Here is a 22,663-nt window from a genome sequence, read left to right on the forward strand (position 1 = left end):
TCCTATCCAAATTCCGGGCCAGCGACGGCAAACGGCGGCTCGGCGCCTTGCGTGGTCGGACGGCCGAACCGCATGCGCTGGAACGGCCGTTCGATGGCCCAGCCGGACGCGGTGAGGCCCTTGATGAAATCCGCCTGCGAATGCACGGCGTCGATGATCAGCGGCCGTGTCTCGGATTGCGAAACGGCGTCGACCAGTGCCACGGCGGCTGGGGCATCCTGCGCGAACAACGGCCCGACATGCCGCGCGACCCGGCCGTCGCGAATGAGGGCCATTGCACTGCCCGCGGACACGAGGCGCGAGCCGGCGCGCTCGCTGAACTCCCGGAGCAGCATTTCGCGGTCAAAACCGATGGTGCGCTGGTCCCGCACGATCAGGTCATCCAGATTGCCGGCCGGCGGCGCTCGGGTGTTCGCTTCCTGCGCGGGAGCCGTCAGGCGAAGCCGGCGCAGTTCCAGCGTCGGCGTGAAGCCGAGCGGTCCGTAGACTGCTGCGCCGGCGGGCGTCGCGTCGAGCCAGGTCGTGAGATCGCGCCTCTTCGCCGTGACCAGGCACGCATCGACCAGGCGAGTCGCGATGCCGCGGCGTTGCCATTTGGCGGTGACCAGCACCATGCTGATCCAGGCATTGCCGGCAGAGTAGGGTAATAGCGCCGCCGTGGCGATCAGGTGGTCCCGATCGCGCATGCCGAGCACGATGCCCTGACTGAGAAAGAACCGCCAGTCGGCTTCGTTCTGGTTCCAGTGTGCCTCGGCCGACAGCGCAAGACCGGCCTGCGCGTCGTCGACGCTGAGTTCGACGATCGCGAGGTCGTCAGTACCGGCCATCGCGCACCTCGTATTTGGTGGGCTTTCCGAGGCTCGGCATCGCGCGGGCGACCCAGTCGGCGGTCCACGTAATCAGGCGATCGGTATCGACGATCGGCACGCCGAACAGATGCACGGCCTGCGAGGTATTTGTGAGCCAGGCCGTCGGCTCTTCCTTGCCGACAATCATCGGCGCGCGGCCGAACAACTCGCCAAACCTGGCGGCGAGGTCGCGCACCGCGAGGATCTCGTGGCCGCTGACATTGATCGGCGAGGTCGGCACGTCGCAATGAGCGAGACACCGCAGCGCCTGTGCGGAGGCATCGCCCTGCCAGATGAAATTGACATGGCCCAGGCTGACGTCGATCGGTTTCCCGTTCAGCACCTTGCTCGCGATGTCGTGCAGTACTCCGTAGCGCATGTCGATTGCGTAGTTGAGGCGGAACAACCGGCCCGGCGTCGAGAACTTGCGGGAGAAATACTCGAACATGCGCTCGCGCCCGACGCAAGATTGTGCGTATTCGCCGGGCGGGTTCGGCGCCATGGCCTCATCCGAACCCTTGCCGTCGACCGGAACGAACGGATAGACGCAGCCGGTCGAGAACGCGACGATCCGCGAGCCGGCAAAGGCCTGCGCGACCAGCGCAGGCACATGCGCGTTCATCGCCCAGGTCAGCGACAGGTCGCCTTCGGCGCCGAACTTGCGCCCCGCCATGAAAATGACGTTCGGGCTTCTTGGCAGCGCCTTGATCGCGGCCTCGTCGAGCAGGTCGCAATTGATGGTCTCGATGCCACGGGCCTGCAGCCAGTCCTTCACGCTCGCGTCGCTGAAGCGCGCAACGCCGATCACCCGCCGCTCGGGCAGCGCGTGCTTGGCCAGTCCCGCAAGCGTCGGACCCATCTTGCCGGCGACGCCGAGGATCATGATGTCGCCGTCCACGCTGCGAAGATCGTCGATCAGCGCCTGGCTCGGCCGGCACAGCAACTCGTCGAGGGCAGCGGTGTCGGGGATGATATCAGGCAGATTGTCACGCGCGAGCAGCATGTTCCGTCCCTGTTGTCATTGCAGCCTGACGTCGCGGACCACGAACAGCCGCTCGAGGCCGAGCACGAGGCCGTAGAGCCCGACGCCAAGCAACGTCAGCAGCACGACCGCCATCACCATGGCCGGCGTGTCGAGCGAGGACTGCACCTGGATCATGAGATAGCCGAGGCCCCGCTCGGAGGCGATGAACTCGCCGACGATCGCCCCGGCGACGGCGAGGATAGCGCCGACCTTCATCCCCGAGAACACGTAGGGTAACGAGCCCGGTAGCTGGATCTTGCGGAACAATGTCCAGCGCGAGCCGCGCAGCGATTTGACGAGATCGAGCAAATCGGGCTCGACCTCGCTTAGGCCCCGCGCGGTTGTCAGCAGGATCGGGAAGAAGCAGATGGAAAACGCTATCAGGATGTTCGGGAAAATTCCGTAGCTGAACCAGACGATGAACAGCGGCCCCAGTGCGACCTTCGGGATCATGTTCAAAGTCACGAACAGCGGCAGCAGCAGGAGGCTGACCAGCGGCGCCCATGTGAAGATCACGGCGAGCGCCACGCCGACCAGGGCGCCGAGGCAGAAGCCGCCCAGGATCTCGGCCGCGGTGACCAGCAGGTTCGGCAGCCAGGCGTATTTCGCGGCGCCCAGCGTCGCGACGGTCGCCAGCGGCGAGGGCAGGATGAATCGCGGAATCTGGAAGGCATCGACCGCGACCTGCCAGAGCACGATCACGGCGAGGTGCACGATCAGGATGATCGCAAAAGACTGTGCGGACCGTCCTCTGTCGCTGAACACCTCGATACTCCCAAATCGCGCCTTTTCTCCCCGAGGCGCGCCATGCCAGCCTAGCCCGCCTCGATGCATCTTTCAACCATCTGGTTGATTAATCGGAGCACACCGTCGTTGCGAGCGGACCAAAGGATGAAGCGGCGTCAAGGCCGCAGCGACTGCATAACGAGGTCCACGACGTGCTTGCGCCGCGCGCGCTTCTCGGCCGGGCTCGACAGGTCCCTACCGAAGATCGCCGACAGCGTCGGCGTATTTGAGAAGAAGAAGTAGCTCAGCCCCGCGATCGAAATGTAGAGGTGCACCGGGTTGACGCCCCGGCGGAAGATGCCGGCGCGGATGCCCTCGCCGAGGATCTTGGAGACCATGCTGACCAAGGGCGAATGCATGGCTTCGAGCTTGCGGGAGCCACGCACGTGCCGCGCGCCGCCTCGGTTTTCGTCGTTCAGGAGCACGATGAAATCGGGATGCGCGGCGAGGTGGTCGAACGAGGCTTCGATCAGCGCCTTGATCGCGCGCTCGGGCGGCAGGCCTTCGAGATTGAGTTTTCGCTCCTGGGTGCGGATTTCCTCATAGACCCATTCGAGGACCGCCAGATACAGCGCGTCCTTGTCGCCGAAATAGTGGTAGACGAGCTGCTTGTTGACGCCGGCGCGCGCCGCGATCTCGTCGACCCGGGCTCCGGCGAGCCCGTTCTGTGCGAATTCGCGACGCGCGGCGGTCAGGAGCTTGCGCCGCGTGGCGACGGGGTCGCGGCGCTGCGGCTTAATGTCCTTTTGCCTCTTGACTGATCTCTTGAGCATTTCCAACCAAACAGTTGACAATTCGTCTTGTCCTCTGTTGCATTGGTAGCGTCAGGGGCGAGCGACGACAAGGCCGGGTTGTGGCTTGAGGAGAATTGCGATGAGAGGTTTGAGACGGGCGGCGTTGGCCGCCGTACTGGCGATGGCGTCGGTGCCCGCGCAGGCCGGCGAGGCGGTTAATTTGACCCTGAACTGGACGCCGACCGCGGACCATTCGCCGTTCTATTATGCGAAGTCGCAGGGCTGGTACGAGAAGGCCGGCATCGACCTTACCATTGAGGTCGGCAAGGGCTCCGGCGTCTCCGCGCTGAAGGTCGGCTCGGGCGGTTCGCCGTTCGGCATTGCCGATCTCGCGACCATGCTGGTAGCGAAGAGCAAGGGCGCCGACGTCGTTGCGCTGATGAGCATCTATGCCAACACCGGCCAGACCTTCTACTGGCTGAAGAGCTACGGCGTGAACGGGCCGAAGGATTTTGTCGGCCACAAGATCGGCAACCCGCCGGGCGACGCCTCGCGCGTGATGTGGCCGGCTTTCGCCAAGGCCGCCGGCATTGCGCCTGATGCCGTGAGCTTCGTCAATGTCGGACCGACCGCGAAGATCGCGGCCTTGAAGAGCCACACCGTCGATATCATCAGCGACTTCTACAACGAGCACGATCTGAAGGTGATCGAGTTCGGAGCCGACCTCGGCTATGTCAATTGGAAGGATATCGGCCTCAATCCATACGGCAATTCGTTGATCGTCAACGGTGCCTTTCTGGAGAAGAATCCGAAGCTGGTCGAAGAGTTCGTGCGGATCACCCAGAAGGCCTATGCGGCCTGCGTCGCCGATGTCGCGCCCTGCCTGAGGGCGCTGCTCGACCAGGTGTCCGGTCTCGACAAGGAGAACCAGGAGCGGCAGTGGGAGCGCATCAAGTTCCTGATGACGGACGAGTTCACCACGACCAAGGCGCTCGGCTGGATCGACGGCGAACGCATGAAGAAGGACTATGAACTGGTCCAGACCTATCTCGGCATGGAGAAGCCGTTCGACGTCAATACGGCGTTCTCGACAAAGATGCTGGACGGCGGCATCAAGATGGATGCCGGCAAGGTGAAGAAGTGAGGAGTGGTTTGTCCTCCGGTTATGCCCGGGCTTGATCCGGCCATCCACCCCGTGGCGTCGCAAGGAAGACGTGGGAGGCCGGAACGGGCCCGGTCATGACGATCCCGCTCACTGCAGCGCCATCCCTGCCGTCTTGACCACCGCCGTCAGCTTCTCCTGATCCGTCTTCATCAGCGCGGCGAGCTCGTCCAGCGACATCGGCTTGCCCGGGATGTTGGCGACAGCTAGCTGGCGCTGGACGTCGGGATTCAGCAGAGCCTTGTTGATGGCAGCATTGATCTTCGCAAGCAGCGGCACCGGCGTCGCGGCTGCGACATAGATGCCGTACCAGGGCACGTAGGCGGCCTCCGCAAAGCCTGCTTCCGCAATTGTCGGAACTTCGGGAAGATCGGCGACGCGCTTGTTGGTAAAGACGGCGAGCGGTTTCACGCTGCCGGCCTTGATATGCGGTACTGCGAGTTCGAGCGAGACGATCTCGAAATGCATGAGATTGGTCATCAGGTCGATCAGGGCCTGCGGCTGCCCCTTGTAGCCGACATTGGTCAGCGTGATGCCGGCGACCTGAAACAGCTTTTGCGCGCTGAGGTCGATCGACGATCCGGTGCCGGGATTTCCGAAATTGAACTGGCCGGGCTTGGCTCGCGCCAGCTCGACGAACTCGCCGATGGTCTTCGCCGGCATCGACGGATGCACCAGCGCGACGCTTTGATTCCAGACGGCCAGCCCGACGCATTTGAAATCCTTCATCGCGCTCCAGCCAGCGTCCTTGTAAAGGCCGGGATTGACCAGCACCGCGGGGCCGGTGACGAGCCAGGTGTAGCCGTCAGGCTCGCTGCGCGCGACGGCAGCGGTGCCGATATTGCTGTTGCCACCGGGTCGGGCTTCCACCACGACGGTCTGCTTCCAGTCGCGGCCGACCTGTTCGGTCACGGCGCGGGCGACGATGTCGACGATGCCGCCGGCGGGGCAGGGCACGATGATATGGATCGGCCGGCTCGGGTAATTGTCCTGCGCGCGAGCGCCCGTGCTGCTGCCAAACAACGCCGCTGCCAAGCTCACGAGCAAAGCAATCGCGGTTGTCATGCCGCGCATGTCTCCCTCCCATTTGCGCTGCATCGTTCGAGCGATGCGTATCTTAAACGTTTGCCACCAGCGAGCGGATGCTGCGGGCGAGCCCGAGGATGCGCGGACCGCATTCGCGCTCGATCTGCTCGGCGCTGAATCGGAATGAGGGGATGCCGCAATTGACCGACAGGCATTCGCCGTTCGGCGTGCGATAGAGCGGTGCTGCGACGCCAAAGATCTCGCGGCGCCATTCGCCGAGCGAAATGGCGAAGCCGCGCTCCTTGCAGAGCTCGATGTCGGGCAGCGTGCGCCGCTGAACGTAATCGTACTCGTCGGGGCGCTCGGCCTTCACGCGCGCGACGTAGCCGTCGAGCTCTTCTCTTGTGAACAGCGACAGTAGCGAGCGCCCGACCGCGGTCGGCGCCAGCGAGCTGACAAAGCCGACATCGGGCACGTGCGGCACAGCGTCGGTGGTGCGCAGCGTTTCGACATAGATGAAATCGAGGCCGAACGGCATCGCGATCGACACGGTGCCGCCGGCGTAAGCCGCGAAGTCGCGCATCAGGGGACGCGCGAGCTGGCGGACCTTCAAGGCTGACAGCACCGGGTAGGCGGCTGCGAGTACGCCGAGGCCGAGCAAGAAGCGTCCCTTGGTGTCGCGCTTGAGATAGCCGAGTTGCTCCAGCGTGTAGGTCAGCCGCGACACCGTCGGCCGCGACAGGCCGGTGTGGTGGGCGAGTTCGGCGTTGGACAGCGAACCGGCGTGGTTGCGGAAGGCGGCCAGCACGTCGAGCCCATGGGCCAGCGTGGTCGCGAAGGACGGGTCGGCCTGGGTTTCGGCAGCGAGAGGCACGGTCATGCAAAAATAATGACGTCAGTGCGCCATTGTTGTCAATATGTCGGAATGAATTTGCAAAAGGTGTCGACATAGGGTTATCTCCACGCCACGCAGAACGGGAGGCGGCATGGATTTCGAGCTGTCCGGGCGATCGGAGCAGTGGCGGAGGAAGCTCTTGGGCTTCTTCGAGACGGAGGTGCTGCCGCGCCACCGCGCCTGGCTCGAACATGTCCGCGATCACGGCGATACGCCGCCCTTCATGGCCGAGCTGCAGCGGAAAGCGCGCGCGGCGGGCCTGTGGAATCTCGGGCTGCCCGAGCTTGCCGATGACGAGCCGGGCACGCGGCTCTCGAACCTCGACTATGCGCCGCTTGCCGAAATCATGGGACGGCTGTTCTGGGCGCCGGAGGTCTTCAACTGCCAGGCGCCCGACGTACCAAACATGATCGCGCTGCAGAACTGTGCGACGCCGGAGCAGAAGGCGCGCTGGCTGCGGCCCTTGCTGAACGCCGAGACGCGCTCCGCCTTCGGCATGACCGAACCCGACGTCGCCTCATCCGACGCCACCAACATCGCGACCAGGATGGTGCGCGACGGCAACGACTACATCATCAACGGGCGCAAATGGTTCATCACCGGCGCCGCGCATCCACGCTGCGGCTTTCTGATCGTGATGGGCGTGACGGATGCGGGCGCCGAGCGGACGAGCCGGCATTCCTGCATCTTCGTGCCGATGGATGCGCCCGGCGTTCGGCTGGTGCGGCGCTTGCGCTGGATGGGCTGCGAGGATCACGTCGCCCCGATCGGTGAGCTCACATTCGAGAATGTCCGAGTGTCAGCGGAGAATCTGCTTGGTGCCGAGGGCGAAGGCTTCAAGGTCGCGCAGATCCGGCTCGGGCCTGCGCGTATCCATCACTGCATGCGCTCGATCGGGCTCTGCGAGCTGCTGATCGAGCTGATGATGGTACGAGCGGCAGAGCGTTCCGCGTTCGGGCGCACGGTCATTCAGTATGACACTATCCAGCGCTGGATCGCGGAGTCCCGCGTCGAGCTGGAGCAGGCGCGCCTGCTCGCCTGGCGCTGCGCCTGGCGGCTCGACCAGGCCGGCCATCACGGCGCCTGGCGCGACGTTTCGCTGATCAAGGTTGCGGTGCCCGCGATGCTGCAAAAGATCGCCGACCGTGCGATGCAGGTGTTCGGCGCGATGGGCGGCTCGGAGGATACGCCGATCCACCAGGCTATGGCCTGGGGCCGGCTGCTGCGGATCGGCGACGGACCCGACGAGGTGCATCTGCGCCAGATTTTCCGCATGGAGCCGATGCCGGAATGGTCGATTGCCAACTCTCCCTATCTCTCCGCACGCCCCGCCTGAGCGACGCCAGAGTGGCCCGCCGATTTCCATCAGAGGCACCTTGTGATGACGACGACGGATCAGCCCCGGGATCAGCACGCCCCCTGGATCGACAAGGAGCGACTGCGCCAGAAATATCTGGAGGAACGCAACAAGCGGCTGCGTCCGGATGGCAATGACCAGTATCTGCAGGTCAGGGGACAGCTGGCGCATTATCTCGACGACCCCTACAGCCCCGTCGCCCCGCGTGCGCCGAAAGCCGACCACGTCACCTTCGCCTTCATCGGCGGCGGCTTTGCCGGATTGGCCACGGCAGCGCGGATTTCGGAGGCTGGCATTGAGGATATCCGCATCGTCGAGAAGGGCGGCGATTTCGGCGGCACCTGGTACTGGAACCGCTATCCCGGCGCGCAATGCGACACCGCGTCGATGGTCTACATGCCGCTCCTGGAAGAGACCGGCTACATGCCGTCGGAGAAATATGCGCACGCGCCCGAGATCCTCGCGCACTGCCAGCGGATCGGCAAGCAATTCGGCCTCTACGACAATGCTCTGTTCACACCGAGGTCGTGAGCCTTGATTGGGACGAGGCGCAATCGCGCTGGATCATTCGCACCAACCGGGGCGACGCATTCACCGCGCAATTCGTCGGCATCGGTACCGGCCCGCTGCACGTGCCAAAGCTTCCTGGCATTCCCGGCATTGAGCGCTTCATGGGGTACTCGTTCCACACCAGCCGCTGGGATTACGACTACACCGGCGGCGATCCCTCGGGGCTGCTGATGGAAAAGCTCGCCGACAAGCGCGTCGGCATCATCGGGACAGGTGCGACCTCCGTGCAGTGTGTGCCGCACCTCGCGCGTGCCTGCAAGGAACTGTACGTGTTCCAGCGCACGCCATCCTCGGTCGACGTGCGCGCCAACGCGCCAATCGATCCCGACTGGTTCTCCGGGATCGCCACGCCGGGCTGGCAACAGCGCTGGCTCGAGAATTTCACGGCCAACCAGGCTGGCGGTTCGGCAAACGAGGACCTCGTGCAGGACGGCTGGACCGATTTGTCCCGCCGTATCCGGGAGAAGGTGCTGCTGCTGCCGCGCGAGCAAAGGACGCCGCAAAACATGCTTGCAGCGTTCGAGGATTCCGACTTCGAGAAGATGGAAGAAATCCGCGCCCGGGTCGACAGCATCGTCGAAGATCGCGAGACGGCTGCGAGGTTGAAGGCCTGGTATCGCCAGCTCTGCAAGCGGCCATGCTTCCACGATACCTATCTGCAGGCATTCAATACGGCGGGCACGCATCTGGTCGACACCGACGGCAAGGGCCTCGATGAGGTCACCGAGCGCGGTGTCGTCGTCGCCGGCAAGGAATACGTGCTCGATTGCATCATCTATGCCTCCGGCTTCGAGGTCGGCACCGCGTACAAGCGCCGCGCCGGCTTCGATCTCACGGGACGCGACGGCATCAAGCTGTCGGACTATTGGTCCGAGGGGATGCGCACCAAGCACGGAATCCACGTGCATGGCTTCCCCAACGTGTTCTTCGTGCAGCCGACCCAGGGCGCCAACCTCATCTCCAACGTGCCGCACAATCTGACCGAAGCTGCGCGGACGATCGCGCTGATGGTCCGCCATGCGCGGGCGAACGGCTTTCGGCAGATCGAGGTCACGAAGGACGCGGAAGAGCGCTGGATCGAGCTTCTGCTCACCGGCGCCGGACGGATGATCGGTTCGCCCGACTGCACGCCGGGCTACTACAACAACGAGGGCCGTGAACCCGGGCCGGCCGCCCGTCTCAATGTCGGCCATCCCGCCGGCGCGTCGGCCTATTTCAAATACATCGACGGCTGGCGTAACAGCGGGCAGTTCGAAGGTGTGCAGTTTCGTTGATTGAAGCCCGATCAGGATTCGATCGTTGTCATGCCAGGGAGTGCGCAAGTATGACCGACACAATCGCGAGTGAAAAGTCTGAGCAAGGCCCGAAGGCTGCATCCGCGTCCGTCATCGCGCTGCGTGCCGCGACGCTGCAGGCACTGCCATTCTCCGACACGCGCGATTTCGACGACGCCGCGCGCGGCTTCCTCGGCACGATCGAGAATGCGCGCATCACATCAGCGCAGGGCCGGGTGGTCTGGAGCCTCGAGCCCTATGGCTTCCTGTCCGAGAAGCAGGCGCCGCCGACCGTCGATCCCAGCCTGTGGAGGCAGTCGCGGCTCAACATGCATCATGGCCTGTTCGAGGTGGTGCCTGGCGTCTACCAGGTCCGCGGCCTCGACATCGCCAACATGACGCTGATCGAGGGCGACAAGGGCGTGATCGTGGTCGATACGCTGACTTCGATCGAGGGCGCACGCGCCGCGATCGAGCTCTATTTCCGGCACCGCGGCAAGCGGCCGGTTGTGGCCGTGATCTTCACCCACACCCACACCGATCATTGGGGCGGCGCGCGCGGCGTGATCGATGACGACATGCTGTCGCGCGGCGTGCCGATCATCGCGCCGAATTTCTTCATGGAGCACGCGGTCTCGGAGAACATCATCGCGGGACCGGCGATGCTGCGCCGCGCGCAATACCAGTTCGGGCCGTTCCTCGCCAAGGGCGTGCGCGGTCATGTCGATTGCGGGCTCGGCAAGACCATGGCGGCAGGCGCGGTGGCACTGCTTCGCCCGACCGACCTGATCATCTCGACGGGCGACAAGCGCATCATCGACGGCGTCGAGTTCGAATTCCAGATGGCCCCGAACAGCGAGGCTCCGGCGGAGATGCATTTCTTCATCCCGCGCTACAGGCTGTTGAACCTCGCGGAAAACTGCACACACAATTTCCACAATCTGCTGCCGTTCCGCGGCGCCGATGTGCGCGATGCGCTGGCCTGGTCAAAGTATCTCGGCGAGGCCCTGCAGATGTGGGGCGGGAAGGCCGAGGCAATGTGCGGCCAGCATCATTGGCCGGTGTGGGGGAAGGAGCGGATCGACACCATGATCCGCGAGCAGCGCGATCTCTACAAATATGCCCACGACCAGACCATCCGCCTGATGAACCACGGATTGACGGCCGCTGAGATCGCCGAGACCATCCGCCTGCCGCAAAGTCTCGCAGGTGCCTGGCACGGTCGCGGCTATTACGGGCACATCAGGCATAACGTGAAGGCGATCTACCAGAAGTATCTCGGCTGGTACGACGCCAACCCGGTCAATCTCGATCCGCTGCCGCCGGTCGAGTCGGGCAAGAAGTACGTCGAATATATGGGGGGCGCCGAGGCGATCCTGGAGCGCGCGCACGGGGATTTCGCCAAGGGCGAATTCCGCTTCGTGGCGCAGGCGTTGAGTCATCTCGTGTTTGCCGACCCGGACAATCGGGCGGCCCGCGCGCTGCTCGCCGATACGTTCGAGCAGCTCGGCTACGCCGCGGAGAGTTCGACCTGGCGCAATGCCTATCTGTTCGGCGCCCAGGAGCTGCGGCAGGGCATGCCGAAGGCGCCGCCGCGCTCGCCGATGCCGCGCGAGACGCTTGCGGCGCTGCGCACCGAGCAGCTCTTCGACGTGCTCGGAGTTCGCCTCAACGGTCCCAAGGCCGAGGGCAAGCGCATTGTGCTGAATTGGCATCTCACCGATACGGGCGAGACCTTCGTGCTCAACCTGGAGAATTCGGCGCTGACCTATGTGGCTGGTGCGCAGGCAACCGATGCGCAGGCCGGCTTCACGCTGCCGCGCAGCGTGCTTGACGAGGTCATCGCCAAGCTGACCACGTTTCCGGAAGCCGTCGGCGCCGGCCGGATCGAGGTCAGTGGTGATGCTGCATGGTTTGGCGAACTGATGTTGCTGATGGATGAATTCCCGAGGATGTTCGAGATCGTCGAACCGAAGCGGACGGTGGTGACGTGACGGGACCCTCGCCATCATTGCGCGGCGACGAAGCAATCCATCCATCGCCGGGACGGGAGATGGACTGCTTCGCTTCGCTCGCAATGACGGTGCTCTCAAGCTCCTGCGGATTTCGCTCGGGTCTTAAATCCCGAGATAGGCCGCCTGGACCTGCTTGTTGTTGGCAAGCTCGGTGCTGCTGCCGTGCATGATCACGTTGCCGCTTTCGAGCACATAGGCGCGTTGCACCAGCGAAAGCGCGCGGCTGACATTCTGTTCGACCAGCAAAATCGCGGTACCCATCTTGTGGATCTCGCCGATCTTCTCGAAGGTCACGTCGGTCATCACGGGCGCGAGCCCGAGCGAGGGCTCGTCGAGCATCAGCAAACGCGGTTTCAGCATCAGCCCGCGCCCGACGGCGAGCATCTGCTGCTCGCCGCCGCTCATCGTGCCGGCAAGCTGCTTCTTGCGATCAGCGAGGCGCGGGAAGATGCCATAGACGAGCTCCATCGTGCGCAGCCGGTCCGCCTTGGCCTTCGGCACATAGGCGCCGATCTCCAGATTTTCCTGCACCGTCATTTCCGGGAAGACCTGGCGCCCCTCAGGGACATGCGCGATTCCGAGCTCGGGGATCCGGTATGGCGGAAGTGCGGCGAGATCGATGCCGTCGAACGTGACCTTGCCCGCAAACAATTTCACGAGCCCGGAGACGGCACGCAAGGTCGTGCTCTTGCCGGCGCCATTGGCGCCGAGCAGGCCGACGGCTTCGCCTTCGCCGATCGAGATGCTCACGTCGGTGATGGCAGGGACGGAACCGTAGCGCGCGCCGACGCCCGCGAGCTCAAGCATGGGCGTCTCCCGGCGGCTGCGGATGCACGTAGGAGCCGAGATAGGCGCGGATGACTTCGGGATTCTCCACGATGTCCCTGGGCGCGCCCTCGGCGATCTTCTGGCCGTGATCGAGCACAACGATGTGGCGGGCGACCGCCATGATCGCACGCATCACGTGCTCGACGATCACGATGGTCAGGCCGCTGGTGGACAGTTTCTTCACAAGCGCGACCGCCTGATCGATCTCGGACGGATTGAGCCCGGCCATCACCTCGTCAAGCAACAATATCCTGGGCTGCGTTGCCAGCGCGCGGGCCATCTCCAGCCGGCGCTGATCGATGGTGGTGAGGTCCTTGGCGGCGGTCCGCTCCCTGGCGCCAAGGCCGACGAACTCGATCGCCTCGAGTGCCTTCTTCCGTGCGGCGGCCACATGCCGGTCGCGCAGGAAGGCGCCGGTCATCACATTGGCCAGAACCGTCATCGCGCCAAACGGCTTGGCGACCTGGAAAGTGCGGGCAAGGCCAAGGGCGCAGACGCTATGTGGCCGCAGGCCGACGACCTCCTGGCCGAAGGCGAGCACCGAGCCGGAGTCGGGCCGATGAAATCCCGTGATGAGATGAAAGGTCGTGGTCTTGCCGGCACCGTTCGGCCCGATGAGTGCGACCGTTTCGTTCTCCCGCACCGAAAAACTGACATCCTGCACGGCGCGCAGCCCGCCAAAGCGCTTGCTAAGACCCCTGATGATCAGCGCTTCAGCCATCCCCCACCTCAGGCTTGTGCCGGCTTGCGCCGGACATAGCGTTGATAGGCCTCGGTCGCGACGCCGATGAGTCCGGTCGGGCGCCACAGGATCACGGCCATCAGGATCAAGCTGTAGACCGTGAGCTGAATGCCGCCGACCGAACTGCCCAGCCAGCTCTGCAACAGCGCCGACGTGGTCTCCAGCAGCACGGTGCCGATCACCGGGCCCCACAGTGTGCCGATGCCGCCGACGATCGACACCAGCGCGGCCTCGATCGAGACGCTAAAGCTGAAGGCCGTCGCGGGATCGATGAAATAGATGTACTGCGTGTAGAACGTCCCGGCGAGCGCGGTCAGGAACGAGCTGATCAGATAGATGTCGCGCTTGATCTTCGGCGCATTGACGCCGATGGCTTCAGCCGCATCCTCGTCCTCGCCGATCGCAACGAGATAGTACCCCATCCATGATTTCTCGATCAGATGGGTGATCCAAAGCCCGACGACGAGAAGTCCGAGAACGACGTAGTAGTACGACGCCTTGGTCTCGAACTGCATCATCAGCGGAGCGCTGCCGAGGTTTGGAATCGTCGTGCCTTCGGCACCCCAGGCGAAATCGCGAAACTTCAGGAAGATCAGCATCAACACCTGCGCGGTCGCGATGGTGGCGATGGTGAAATAGGGTCCGCGCAGGCGGAAGCAGAGCCAGCCGATCGGCAGGCTGGCCAGCATGGCGACCACGCCGCCGGCGATCATCCCGATCCAGGGTGAGATTCCGTAGTTCACCTGCATGATCGTGGAGGTGTAGGCGCCAAGGCCGAAATAGGCGGCGTGCCCGAGCGAGAGCTGCTTGGCATAGCCGCCCATCAGATTCCAAGCGACCCCGATGAAGGAGAACAGCAGGATGCGGATGAAAATGTCGATCGCAAACGAGCTGCTGATGATCTGGGGCACGGCGATCATGACCACGCCGGCGATCGCGAACCATAGCCAGGTCAGTTTGGCGGGCGCCTGCATCAGCGGCCCCTCCTGGCACCAAGGCCGCTCGGCTTGAACGCCAGCGTGAGGAGGAGCATGGCGAACACCACGATCAATCCGGAATCGGCGCCCACGAACTGGATGCCGAGCGATTCCGCCACGCCCATCATCAAGCTCGCTATCAGCGCGCCTATGACGTTGCCGAGCGTGCCCAGTACGACGGCAACGAACGCCATCAGCACGAATACCTGACCGACAAACGGATAGGCCGAGTAGAACGGCATCAACAGCGAGCCTGCCGCGCCGGCGAGCGCCAACGCGGCGCCGAACGCGACTGCGAACACCCGATTGGGATTGATTCCCATCAGCATCGCGACGTCTCGGTTCTGCGAGGCCGCGCGCATCGCCTTGCCGAGGTCGGTGGTGTGCAGGAACACCCAGAGCAGGCCGCTCAACGCCATCGCGACCGCGAAGGCGATCAATTTGGCGACGGGGATGTAAAGGCCGCCGAGATGCAGCGCTTCGTCCGAATAGGACGTATGGACCGTGCGGTAGTTCGCGGTGAAGAACATCAGCGAGAGATTGAGGAGCAGCAGCGACAGCGCAAAGGTCAGGAAGATCTGCGGCATGTCGTTCGGTCCCAGCACCCTGCGGATCAGGAAATGCTGGATCAGGACGCCGGCAATGAACAGCACCGGCATCGAGACGACGAGCGAGACCAGCGGATCGACGCCGAACTGGGTGGCGAGGAAGAACGAGATGTACATCCCGATCATCACGAATTCGCCCTGGGCGAAATTGACGATCTTGACCACGCCGAAGATCAGCGTGACGCCAATACTGACGAGCGCGTAGATGCCGCCGATGAGCAGGCCGTTGATCACGGCCTGGACCAGTGTCTCCAACATCTGCTGAGGCCGGCCTTCAGGTTTTCATCAACGGCGCGCGGGCGTCTTCCTTCGGGAACACGCTGACCAGATCGGTATTTTGCCATTGCACGCCGACCGGACGTCCATAGACATTCTTGCCGTCAGGTCCGAACTTGACCTTGCCGCCGGGCGCCATCGCCGCATAGCCTGAGGACACGTCCAGCGTTGAGAGAGCTTCCCGGACCTTTTTTGGATCGGCGGAGGCGGCCCGCTCGAGGGCATCGGCAAGCATGAATGTCTGCGCTACCAATCCGCCCGCATATTCGAACGCGAATTCTCCGGTTCGCTTCTTGAATTCGACATTCACTTTCTGTGCCTCTTCGCTGACGTCATGATTCCAGTGCGCGACGCCCTGCAGGCCCTCGGCTGCCTTGCCGACATTCTTATAGAAGTCCGGCATCACGAAGCCGCCCGAGCCGCCGTTGATCGCAACGTTGAGGCCGACCTGCTTGACGGTGCGCACGATCAGGATGAGGTCGTTGAGATAGGAAATGGAGAACAGGGTGTTGGCGCCGGACGCCTTGACCTTGTTGATGAGCGGGCTCGCGTCGGTGAAGCCGGCGGAGTAGGGCTCGAACATCACGATCTCGACTCCTTCTCCCGGAGCCAGTTCCTTCAGGCCGTTCGACGTCGACGTGCCGAAGGCGGTGTTCTCGAAGATGACGGCGACTTTGGCCTGGTCGCTGACGAGCTTGGCCATCTGCAATTGCGCCTTGGCGAACTGCGAGGCGCGGGCGAAGGGTGTGAACGTGTAGGTTCGGCCCTTGTTGAGCTGATCGGAGCTCGACCCCGTGATCAAAGGCACCTTGGCGCGCTCGGCAACTTCGCTTGCAATCAATGTCAGCGCGCTCGCATAGCAGCCATGGATCGCTGACAGCTTGTTGCCGGTAATCAGGCGGTCCGTCTCGGTGCGCGTCACCGTGGTGTCGCTCTGCACGTCGGACACGACGAGGTTGAGCTTGGCACCGCCGAGCGATTTGATGCCGCCGGCCTCGTTGACCATCTCGATCGCGAGTTTGGCTGCGGCGACGCAGCCAACGCCGATCTGCGCCATGCTGCCAGTTGTCGGATAGAGCGCGCCGATATTGATCGGGTCCGCCGCCCAGCCCCGCAGCGGGACGGCCCCGAAGGCTCCCGCGGCGAGGACACCGCCGGTCCGGACCAGGAATTTGCGACGGCTCAGTTTCTTTTGCGCGCCTCTGGCCGGCGCCGCATTATTAATGGCCGATAGCTCGTTATCCCCTGTCATGGCGTTCCCCCTGCGCGACCACGGCACGGTTGCTCCGTCCGCTCGCTTCTTGTTCTTGATCAAGCGGCGCGCATAAGAGCACGTAATTCACCGAACGCAAAGGCGATATCAGGTCAACTGACGCTGAGCGAATTCGCCGGTGCGCCGCAGCAATCACGCATTCCACGTATCGCGAGCGATCGAGCAGGGAGGGTTCTAGATAATCATTATTGACAATCGAATGACCCTACCGGCCTGGCTGAACAAGCCAACGGGCCGGGCGGATCACTCGATTGGCCGCTGCAACGGCTATTCCGCGCTGGCCACGAGGTGGAAGCGCGGCTTCGCTTCATCCATCAGGCTCCGATAGGCGGCGAGATAGTCGAGCGCCATGCGGCGCGCGGTGAAGCGGGTCTCGAACTGCTTGCGGATCGCCGTGCGGTTGAGCGCTTCGAGACGGCCGACCGCCGACACCGCGCTGATCTCGTCCTCGACGATGAAGCCGGTCAGGCCGTCGTCGATTATTTCCGGCACCGAGCCCCGGTTATAGGCGATCACAGGGGTGCCGCAGGCCATCGCCTCGATCATGACGAGACCGAAGGGCTCCGGCCAGTCGATCGGCACGAGCAGTCCCATCGCGCTGCTCAGGAAGTCGGGCTTCTCGCGGTCGCTGATCTCGCCGATGAAATCGACCAGCGGATTGCTCGTAATCAGCGGCTTGATCACCTCGTCATAATATTCCTGGTCGGCGCGATCGACCTTCGCGGCGATCTTCAAGGGAATACCGCAACGGGTTGCGATCCTGATCGCGCGGTCGACCCCCTTCTCCGGCGCGATGCGCCCGAGCACGGCGAGATAGGACGGCTTGGCCGGCTGCGGCGTCAACAGGTTTTCGGGCAAGCCGTGATGGATGGTTCGCACCCAATGCGCCTGCGGCACCGGACGGCGCTGCGCATTCGAAATCGAGATGACTGGGATTTTAGGGAAAGTGTTGAAGACCGGCTGGTGCTCGGGAAGGTCGAGCCTGCCGTGCAGCGTGGTCACAAACGGCGTCGGCTGCCGTTCGAACAGCGACCACGGATAATAATCCAGGTGGAAGTGCAGGAAGTCGAATTCATCCTCATCACATTTCTGCCGCACACGCTCGAGCATCACCATGTGCAGCGCGTTGGGATCGCGGACGGACCCATCGAGGCGCAGGGCTTTGGGCCAGGTCGCGTCGAGCTTTGCGGAGGTTTTGGAGTCGCCGCTGGCGAACAGAGTGACGTCATGTCCAAGTGCGACAAGTTCTTCGGTCAGCCAGTGCACGACCCGTTCGGTGCCACCGTACAGTTTGGGGGGAACAGCCTCCGTCAGCGGGGCAACCTGCGCGATGCGCATTTCTCCGTCTCCTTTGGTTTTGGTTTGGATGAAACTACCCTCAGCCCTTTTGTGGCACCGGCATGCCGAAGACGGGAACGTTCCCGCACGTGCGAAGTTCCTTATGGGGTGGTGAGATCTGCTCCTTCCTTCCTTCACACTGTGGTCTTGCTGATGCCATTTCGCTCAAACAGATGTTTGCCAGTGCCAACGGTGCGAAAATGTTGCGCAGTGATGGCCGCATCAAGAATTCGCTTCACCGCCCCCCACGCCATCGTGCACGAGACCACAAACTAGAAAATTCTCGTTCACCCCCAACAGGTTTTGCAGGACGTCATGGACCATCTGTCAGGATATGCGCATCGTCCCTTTCCCTTTGTGTTGCGCTATCTGCGCCGGCGTCTTGCTTCGCATGTGGTAATTTTGTCTGCCGTGGTTGCGGCGGTTGCCTGCTCGGTCGGCACGCAATATGGCGTCAAGAATTTGGTCGATAGCCTGTCGGCCGGTGCCTCGCACGCGGGTGGCGTATGGCTGGCATTCGTTTTCCTCATGTCGTTGATCGCCGCCGACAACTTTCTCTGGCGCATCGCAAGTTGGACAGCAAGCTTCACATTTGTCGGGGTCACCGGCGATCTCCGCCGCGACATGTTCCGCCATCTCACCGGCCATGCGCCGAGCTATTTCTCGGACCGACTGCCGGGCATGCTGACCAGCCGCATCACCGCGACATCGAACGCGGTGTTCACCGTCGAGAACATGTTCGTGTGGAATGTGTTGCCGCCGTGCATCGCGACCTTCTCCGCGATCGCGCTGATTGGAACCGTCAGCCTGTCCATGTCTGCGGTGCTGATCGCTATTTCCGGAACCATGGTTCTGGCGATGTTCCATCTCGCCGCCGCGGGCAAGCCGCTGCATGACGACTTCGCCAACAAGGCTGCGGCGGTCGACGGCGAAATGGTCGATGTCGTCAATAACCTGTCGCTGGTCCGGGCCTTCTGCGGGCTCGGCTATGAGCACGACCGCTTTGACGCAACCGTGAACCGGGAACTGGTCGCGCGCGGCCGTTCGCTGCGCTATCTGGAAAAGCTCAGGCTCTCTCACGCAGCAGTGACAGTGGTGCTGACCATTGCGATGCTGGCGTGGGCCATCAATCTCTGGCAGCAGGGCGATGCCACCACGGGAGACGTTGTGCTGGTTTGTACGCTTGGCATATCGATCCTCAGCGCCACCCGCGATCTCGCGGTCGCGCTGGTCGACGTCACGCAGCACGTCGCACGGCTCACCGAAGCGCTCGCCACATTGCTGCAGCCGCACGAACTGAAGGACCATCCCGAGGCGGAACCGCTGGTGAAGAGCGGCGCAGCCATCGCCTTCAACAATATCTCGTTCCGCTATCCCGGCGGCCTGCAGGTATTCGAGCGCTTCAGCCTGCGCATCCAGCCCGGCCAGCGGGTCGGCCTGGTCGGCCAATCGGGCGGCGGCAAATCCACCTTGTTCACGTTGCTGCAGCGCTTCTATGACGTGGAGCACGGCAGCATCACGATCGACGGCCAGGATATTTCCCGCGTCACCCAGCAGAGCCTGCGCGAGTCGATTTCAGTCGTGCCGCAGGACATCTCGCTGTTCCACCGCTCGATCATGGAGAACATCCGCTACGGGCGGCCGAACGCCACTGACAGCGAGGTGCTGCGCGCGGCGATCGCGGCGCGTTGCGATTTCATCGAAACATTGCCCGAGGGCATGGAGACCATCGTCGGTGATCGCGGCGTCAAGGTGTCAGGCGGCCAGCGGCAACGGATCGCGATTGCGCGAGCCTTCCTCAAGGACGCGCCGATATTGCTGCTCGACGAGGCCACCGCTGCGCTCGACGCGGATTCCGAGGAGGCGATCCGCGAGGCGTTGTCGCGACTCATGCGCGGGCGTACAGTGATCGCGATCGCGCATCGACTTGCGACACTGCGCAACTTCGACCGTGTGGTGATGCTGCAGGGCGGCCGCATCGTCGAGGACGGATCGCCGGATCTTCTCGTGCAGGGAAAGGGCCCCTACCGCGAGTTGATCGCGCGCGAAATGGGTCGCCTCGCGACCAGCGTGGCCTGATCTCGCGTCAGTCAGCATTCTTGTGTGTCCCGGTGCGTTCGTCGCAACAAGAAAAGTCGCCCGAGGTCCCATATGGCAGCCGACGTCGTCACGCAGATCGTAAGCACCCGGATTGTCGAGCAGGTCGCGGAATCCCCATTCTACATTCCGATGACGGGGCCGGCGGCGCGGCCGCGGCGTTCGCTCAAGCATGACGATACGTTCATCGTATTGGACAGTCATGGCGACATCGGTGCTTCGGCCGGCGGGCCGGACGGACTGTTCAACGCCGATACGCGCTACCTCGCGCGGCTGGAGATGGTATTGGAGGAGGTCCAGCCGCTCCTGCTCGGTTCCAACCTGCGCGATGACAATTCGGCGCTGACCGTCGATCTGACCAACTCTGACGTCTATCGCAATGGCCGCCTGGTGCTGCAAAAGGACACGCTGCACATCGTGCGCTCGATCTTCCTGTGGCGCGGCACCGCCTATCAGCGCATCGGCCTGCAAAACCACGGCGAACTCGCCGCGAGCTTCGATCTGACATTGCTGTTCGACAATGATTTTGCCGACCTGTTCGAAGTGCGCGGCGAGCGTCGCGCAAGGCGCGGCACGCGATCGAGCAAGTTGCTCGGGCCGACCGATGTCGTGCTGGAATATGGCGGCCTCGACGGCGAGGTGCGGATGACTGCGTTGCATTTCGATCCGCGCCCGACCCGGCTGTCGGTGAACGCGGCGACCTATCACTTTGAGCTCGCGCCCGGGCAGGTCACCTCGCTCTTTGTGGCGGTGTCCTGCAATAAGCCGATCATGCAGAAGCCGGTGCCGTTCTTCCGCGGCCTGCTCGCACATCGGCGCGAGATGCGACGACTGTGCGCTGACGCGGCCAGCATCGAGGCCTCCAACAACATCTTCAACGAGGTGTTGTGCCAGGCGATGGCCGACCTCAACATGCTGATGACCGAGACGCCACAGGGCCGCTATCCCTACGCCGGCATCCCCTGGTACTCGACGACATTCGGTCGCGACGGCCTGATCACGGCGCTGCAAATGCTGTGGATCGATCCGCGGATCGCCAAGGGCGTCCTCAAGCGGTTGGCCTTCTTCCAGGCCAAAGCGGTCGATCCGCTGGCCGATGCCGCGCCGGGCAAGATTCTCCACGAGATGCGCGGCGGCGAGATGGCCGCGCTGCGCGAGGTGCCGTTCGCGCTATATTACGGCAGCGTCGACTCGACGCCGTTGTTCGTGCTGCTGGCCGGCCTCTATCTCGAGCGTACCGGCGACGAGGAGACGCTGCGCGAACTGTGGCCCGCCATCGAGGCCGGATTGCAATGGATCGACGGCCCGGGCGACCCGGATGGCGACGGGTTCGTCGAGTATAAGCGGGCGACCGAGCAGGGACTAGCTAACCAGGGCTGGAAGGATTCCTTCGACGCCATCTTCCATGCCGACGGCAGGTTGGCCGAGGGCTATATCGCGCTATGTGAAGTGCAGGGCTATGTCTTCGCCGGCAAGCGGCTCGCCGCGCGCGCCGCCCGCCGGCTTGGTTTTCCCGACAAGGCCGCGAAACTCGACGCCGAGGCCGAGCAGTTGCGTGAGCGGTTCGAGGAGGCGTTCTGGTGTGAAGAGCTCGGCACCTATGCGCTGGCGCTCGATGGCGCGAAGCAGCAGTGCCGGGTGCGCACCTCCAATGCCGGCCAGCTTCTCTTCGCCGGCATTGTGCGGGAGGATCGCGCACGGCTGGTCGCCGCCGACCTGATGAGCCAGAAGTTCTTCTCGGGCTGGGGCATCCGCACCGTTGCGGTCGGCGAAGCGCGCTACAATCCGATGTCCTATCACGACGGTTCGATCTGGCCGCATGACAACGCGCTGATCGCGCTCGGCCTCGCGCGTTACGGGCTGAAGCATTCGGTGGCCCATCTGTTCAAGGGGCTGTTCGACGCCGCGAGCTACATGGACCTGCGGCGATTGCCGGAACTGTTCTGTGGCTTCCGCCGCGAGCGGCGGCGCGGCCCGGTGCTCTATCCGGTCGCATGCGCGCCGCAGGCCTGGGCGAGTGCGACGCCGTTCACCCTGCTGGAGGCGGCGCTCGGGCTCGAGTTCGACGCGGTGCGCGGCGAGATCCGCCTGCGTGATCCGAGGCTGCCGGAATTTCTGAACGAGGTGGTGTTGCGCGACCTGCGGCTCGGCGCCTCCAGCGTCGATTTGAGGGTGCGCCGCCATAATGGCGAGGTGTCGCTGGAAGTGCTGCGCACGCGCGGACAGATTCAGGTGTCAATTGTGCTGACGCACTGAGCGTCGTCGCGTGGCAGCCCGCGACTTTGGATCTTGGGAGGAGTTATGCATTCGAGGATCGTGATCGCCTTCGTCGCGGTGGTGCTTGCCACCTTTGCCGGCGTTCGCGCGGCGGATGACACGCAGCCGCCGGCGGCGAGCAAGACCGCCCCGAAGGAGCCGGCAAAGGAGCCGGCGCCGCCGCCCTCTGTGACCGTGATCGGCGCGCGCGATGCGCACGGTATCCTTGGACGCGAGGTGCGTAGCGCCGCGAACGAGGACATGGGCCGCATCGTCGACGTGATCGTGGACCGCGAGGGCACGGTGCGCGCGGCGGTAATCGATTTCGGAGGCTTCCTCGGCGTTGGCAGCCGCAGGATCGTTGTCGATTGGGCGGCGCTGCATTTCGCCGGCGTTTCCAACAAGAGTGACAGCATCACGCTGGAACTCACCAAGGAGCAGGTGAAGGCCGCTCCGGAGTACAAGGAAGACACGCCGCTGATTGTGTTGGGCGCAGCCGGCAGTCTGCGTCCCTGGGATTTTGATCATTGAGGTCGGAGAAGAACGCTGGTCGCACGTTCCTCCTATTCGGCGGACA

Annotated in this window: 18 protein-coding genes and 1 pseudogene; 7 read left to right on the forward strand and 12 right to left on the reverse strand. The window is 63.7% G+C overall.

The window, feature by feature from the left end:
• Positions 1-2: 2 nt before the first annotated feature.
• The 4 genes from JQ553_RS14375 to JQ553_RS14390 all read right to left on the reverse strand — a co-directional run bounded on the left by JQ553_RS14375 (position 3) and on the right by JQ553_RS14390 (position 3,431).
• A complete protein-coding gene (locus JQ553_RS14375) occupies positions 3-827 on the reverse strand; it encodes a GNAT family N-acetyltransferase (protein WP_212500614.1) in 825 nt (274 codons plus the stop codon).
• Positions 814-1,851, reverse strand: coding sequence for an NAD(P)-dependent oxidoreductase (locus JQ553_RS14380; RefSeq protein ID WP_212500615.1), 1,038 nt, complete (start codon positions 1,849-1,851; stop codon positions 814-816). Before JQ553_RS14380 ends, JQ553_RS14375 begins: the two co-directional genes overlap by 14 nt.
• A 15-nt stretch (positions 1,852-1,866) precedes the next feature.
• The gene (locus JQ553_RS14385; RefSeq protein WP_212500616.1) at positions 1,867-2,637 is read right to left on the reverse strand and encodes an ABC transporter permease; all 771 of its coding nucleotides are present in this window, start codon (positions 2,635-2,637) and stop codon (positions 1,867-1,869) included.
• 137 nt (positions 2,638-2,774) lie between these two features.
• Entirely contained in the window at positions 2,775-3,431 is a 657-nt protein-coding gene (locus JQ553_RS14390) for a TetR/AcrR family transcriptional regulator (RefSeq protein ID WP_212500617.1), read from the reverse strand.
• Positions 3,432-3,531: 100 nt separating this feature from the next.
• Between JQ553_RS14390 and JQ553_RS14395 the strand changes: the two genes are divergently transcribed.
• Positions 3,532-4,536, forward strand: a complete 1,005-nt coding sequence (locus tag JQ553_RS14395; protein WP_212500618.1) for an ABC transporter substrate-binding protein — start codon at positions 3,532-3,534, stop codon at positions 4,534-4,536.
• A gap of 108 nt (positions 4,537-4,644) precedes the next feature.
• Here the strand turns inward: JQ553_RS14395 and JQ553_RS14400 are convergent, their stop codons facing one another.
• Together JQ553_RS14400 and JQ553_RS14405 are read right to left on the reverse strand one after the other, a co-directional pair.
• Positions 4,645-5,628, reverse strand: a complete 984-nt coding sequence (locus JQ553_RS14400) for a tripartite tricarboxylate transporter substrate binding protein (RefSeq protein ID WP_212500619.1) — start codon at positions 5,626-5,628, stop codon at positions 4,645-4,647.
• A 43-nt stretch (positions 5,629-5,671) separates the two neighbouring features.
• A complete protein-coding gene (locus JQ553_RS14405) occupies positions 5,672-6,460 on the reverse strand; it encodes an IclR family transcriptional regulator (protein WP_212500620.1) in 789 nt (262 codons plus the stop codon).
• Between the two features lie 106 nt (positions 6,461-6,566).
• Here JQ553_RS14405 and JQ553_RS14410 point away from each other — a divergent pair, with 106 nt between their 5' ends.
• From JQ553_RS14410 to JQ553_RS14420, 3 genes and pseudogenes are all read left to right on the forward strand, one after another.
• On the forward strand, positions 6,567-7,811 hold the full coding sequence (locus JQ553_RS14410) for an acyl-CoA dehydrogenase family protein (protein ID WP_212500621.1): 1,245 nt from the start codon (positions 6,567-6,569) through the stop codon (positions 7,809-7,811).
• Positions 7,812-7,856: 45 nt separating this feature from the next.
• Positions 7,857-9,676 (forward strand): annotated as a pseudogene (locus tag JQ553_RS14415) (flavin-containing monooxygenase).
• A 50-nt stretch (positions 9,677-9,726) separates the two neighbouring features.
• Entirely contained in the window at positions 9,727-11,670 is a 1,944-nt protein-coding gene (locus JQ553_RS14420; RefSeq protein ID WP_212500622.1) for an alkyl/aryl-sulfatase, read from the forward strand.
• A 123-nt stretch (positions 11,671-11,793) separates the two neighbouring features.
• Here JQ553_RS14420 and JQ553_RS14425 read toward each other — a convergent pair whose 3' ends face one another.
• The 6 genes from JQ553_RS14425 to JQ553_RS14450 form a co-directional block, all read right to left on the reverse strand.
• A complete protein-coding gene (locus tag JQ553_RS14425) occupies positions 11,794-12,498 on the reverse strand; it encodes an ABC transporter ATP-binding protein (protein ID WP_212500623.1) in 705 nt (234 codons plus the stop codon).
• On the reverse strand, positions 12,491-13,240 hold the full coding sequence (locus JQ553_RS14430; protein ID WP_212500624.1) for an ABC transporter ATP-binding protein: 750 nt from the start codon (positions 13,238-13,240) through the stop codon (positions 12,491-12,493). Before JQ553_RS14430 ends, JQ553_RS14425 begins: the two co-directional genes overlap by 8 nt.
• Positions 13,241-13,248: 8 nt before the next feature.
• A complete protein-coding gene (locus JQ553_RS14435) occupies positions 13,249-14,235 on the reverse strand; it encodes a branched-chain amino acid ABC transporter permease (protein ID WP_212500625.1) in 987 nt (328 codons plus the stop codon).
• Positions 14,235-15,104 carry a branched-chain amino acid ABC transporter permease gene (locus tag JQ553_RS14440; RefSeq protein ID WP_212500626.1) on the reverse strand — a complete coding sequence of 290 codons (870 nt, stop codon included), beginning with the start codon at positions 15,102-15,104 and terminating at the stop codon, positions 14,235-14,237. The genes JQ553_RS14435 and JQ553_RS14440 overlap by 1 nt, the downstream gene beginning before the upstream one ends.
• Positions 15,105-15,120: 16 nt before the next feature.
• On the reverse strand, positions 15,121-16,374 hold the full coding sequence (locus tag JQ553_RS14445) for an ABC transporter substrate-binding protein (protein WP_212500627.1): 1,254 nt from the start codon (positions 16,372-16,374) through the stop codon (positions 15,121-15,123).
• 288 nt (positions 16,375-16,662) lie between these two features.
• The gene (locus JQ553_RS14450) at positions 16,663-17,733 is read right to left on the reverse strand and encodes a glycosyltransferase family 4 protein (protein ID WP_212500628.1); all 1,071 of its coding nucleotides are present in this window, start codon (positions 17,731-17,733) and stop codon (positions 16,663-16,665) included.
• A 315-nt stretch (positions 17,734-18,048) separates the two neighbouring features.
• On the opposite strand from JQ553_RS14450, the gene JQ553_RS14455 reads away from it, so the two are divergent.
• The 3 genes from JQ553_RS14455 to JQ553_RS14465 all read left to right on the forward strand — a co-directional run bounded on the left by JQ553_RS14455 (position 18,049) and on the right by JQ553_RS14465 (position 22,617).
• Entirely contained in the window at positions 18,049-19,812 is a 1,764-nt protein-coding gene (locus tag JQ553_RS14455) for an ABC transporter ATP-binding protein (RefSeq protein ID WP_212500629.1), read from the forward strand.
• A 72-nt stretch (positions 19,813-19,884) separates the two neighbouring features.
• The gene (locus JQ553_RS14460; RefSeq protein ID WP_212500630.1) at positions 19,885-22,086 is read left to right on the forward strand and encodes an amylo-alpha-1,6-glucosidase; all 2,202 of its coding nucleotides are present in this window, start codon (positions 19,885-19,887) and stop codon (positions 22,084-22,086) included.
• A 45-nt stretch (positions 22,087-22,131) separates the two neighbouring features.
• Positions 22,132-22,617, forward strand: a complete 486-nt coding sequence (locus tag JQ553_RS14465) for a PRC-barrel domain-containing protein (RefSeq protein WP_212500631.1) — start codon at positions 22,132-22,134, stop codon at positions 22,615-22,617.
• Positions 22,618-22,663: the final 46 nt, after the last annotated feature.

The sequence above is a fragment of the Bradyrhizobium lablabi genome, assembly GCF_018131005.1.
Taxonomy (GTDB): Bacteria; Pseudomonadota; Alphaproteobacteria; order Rhizobiales; family Xanthobacteraceae; genus Bradyrhizobium; species Bradyrhizobium lablabi_D.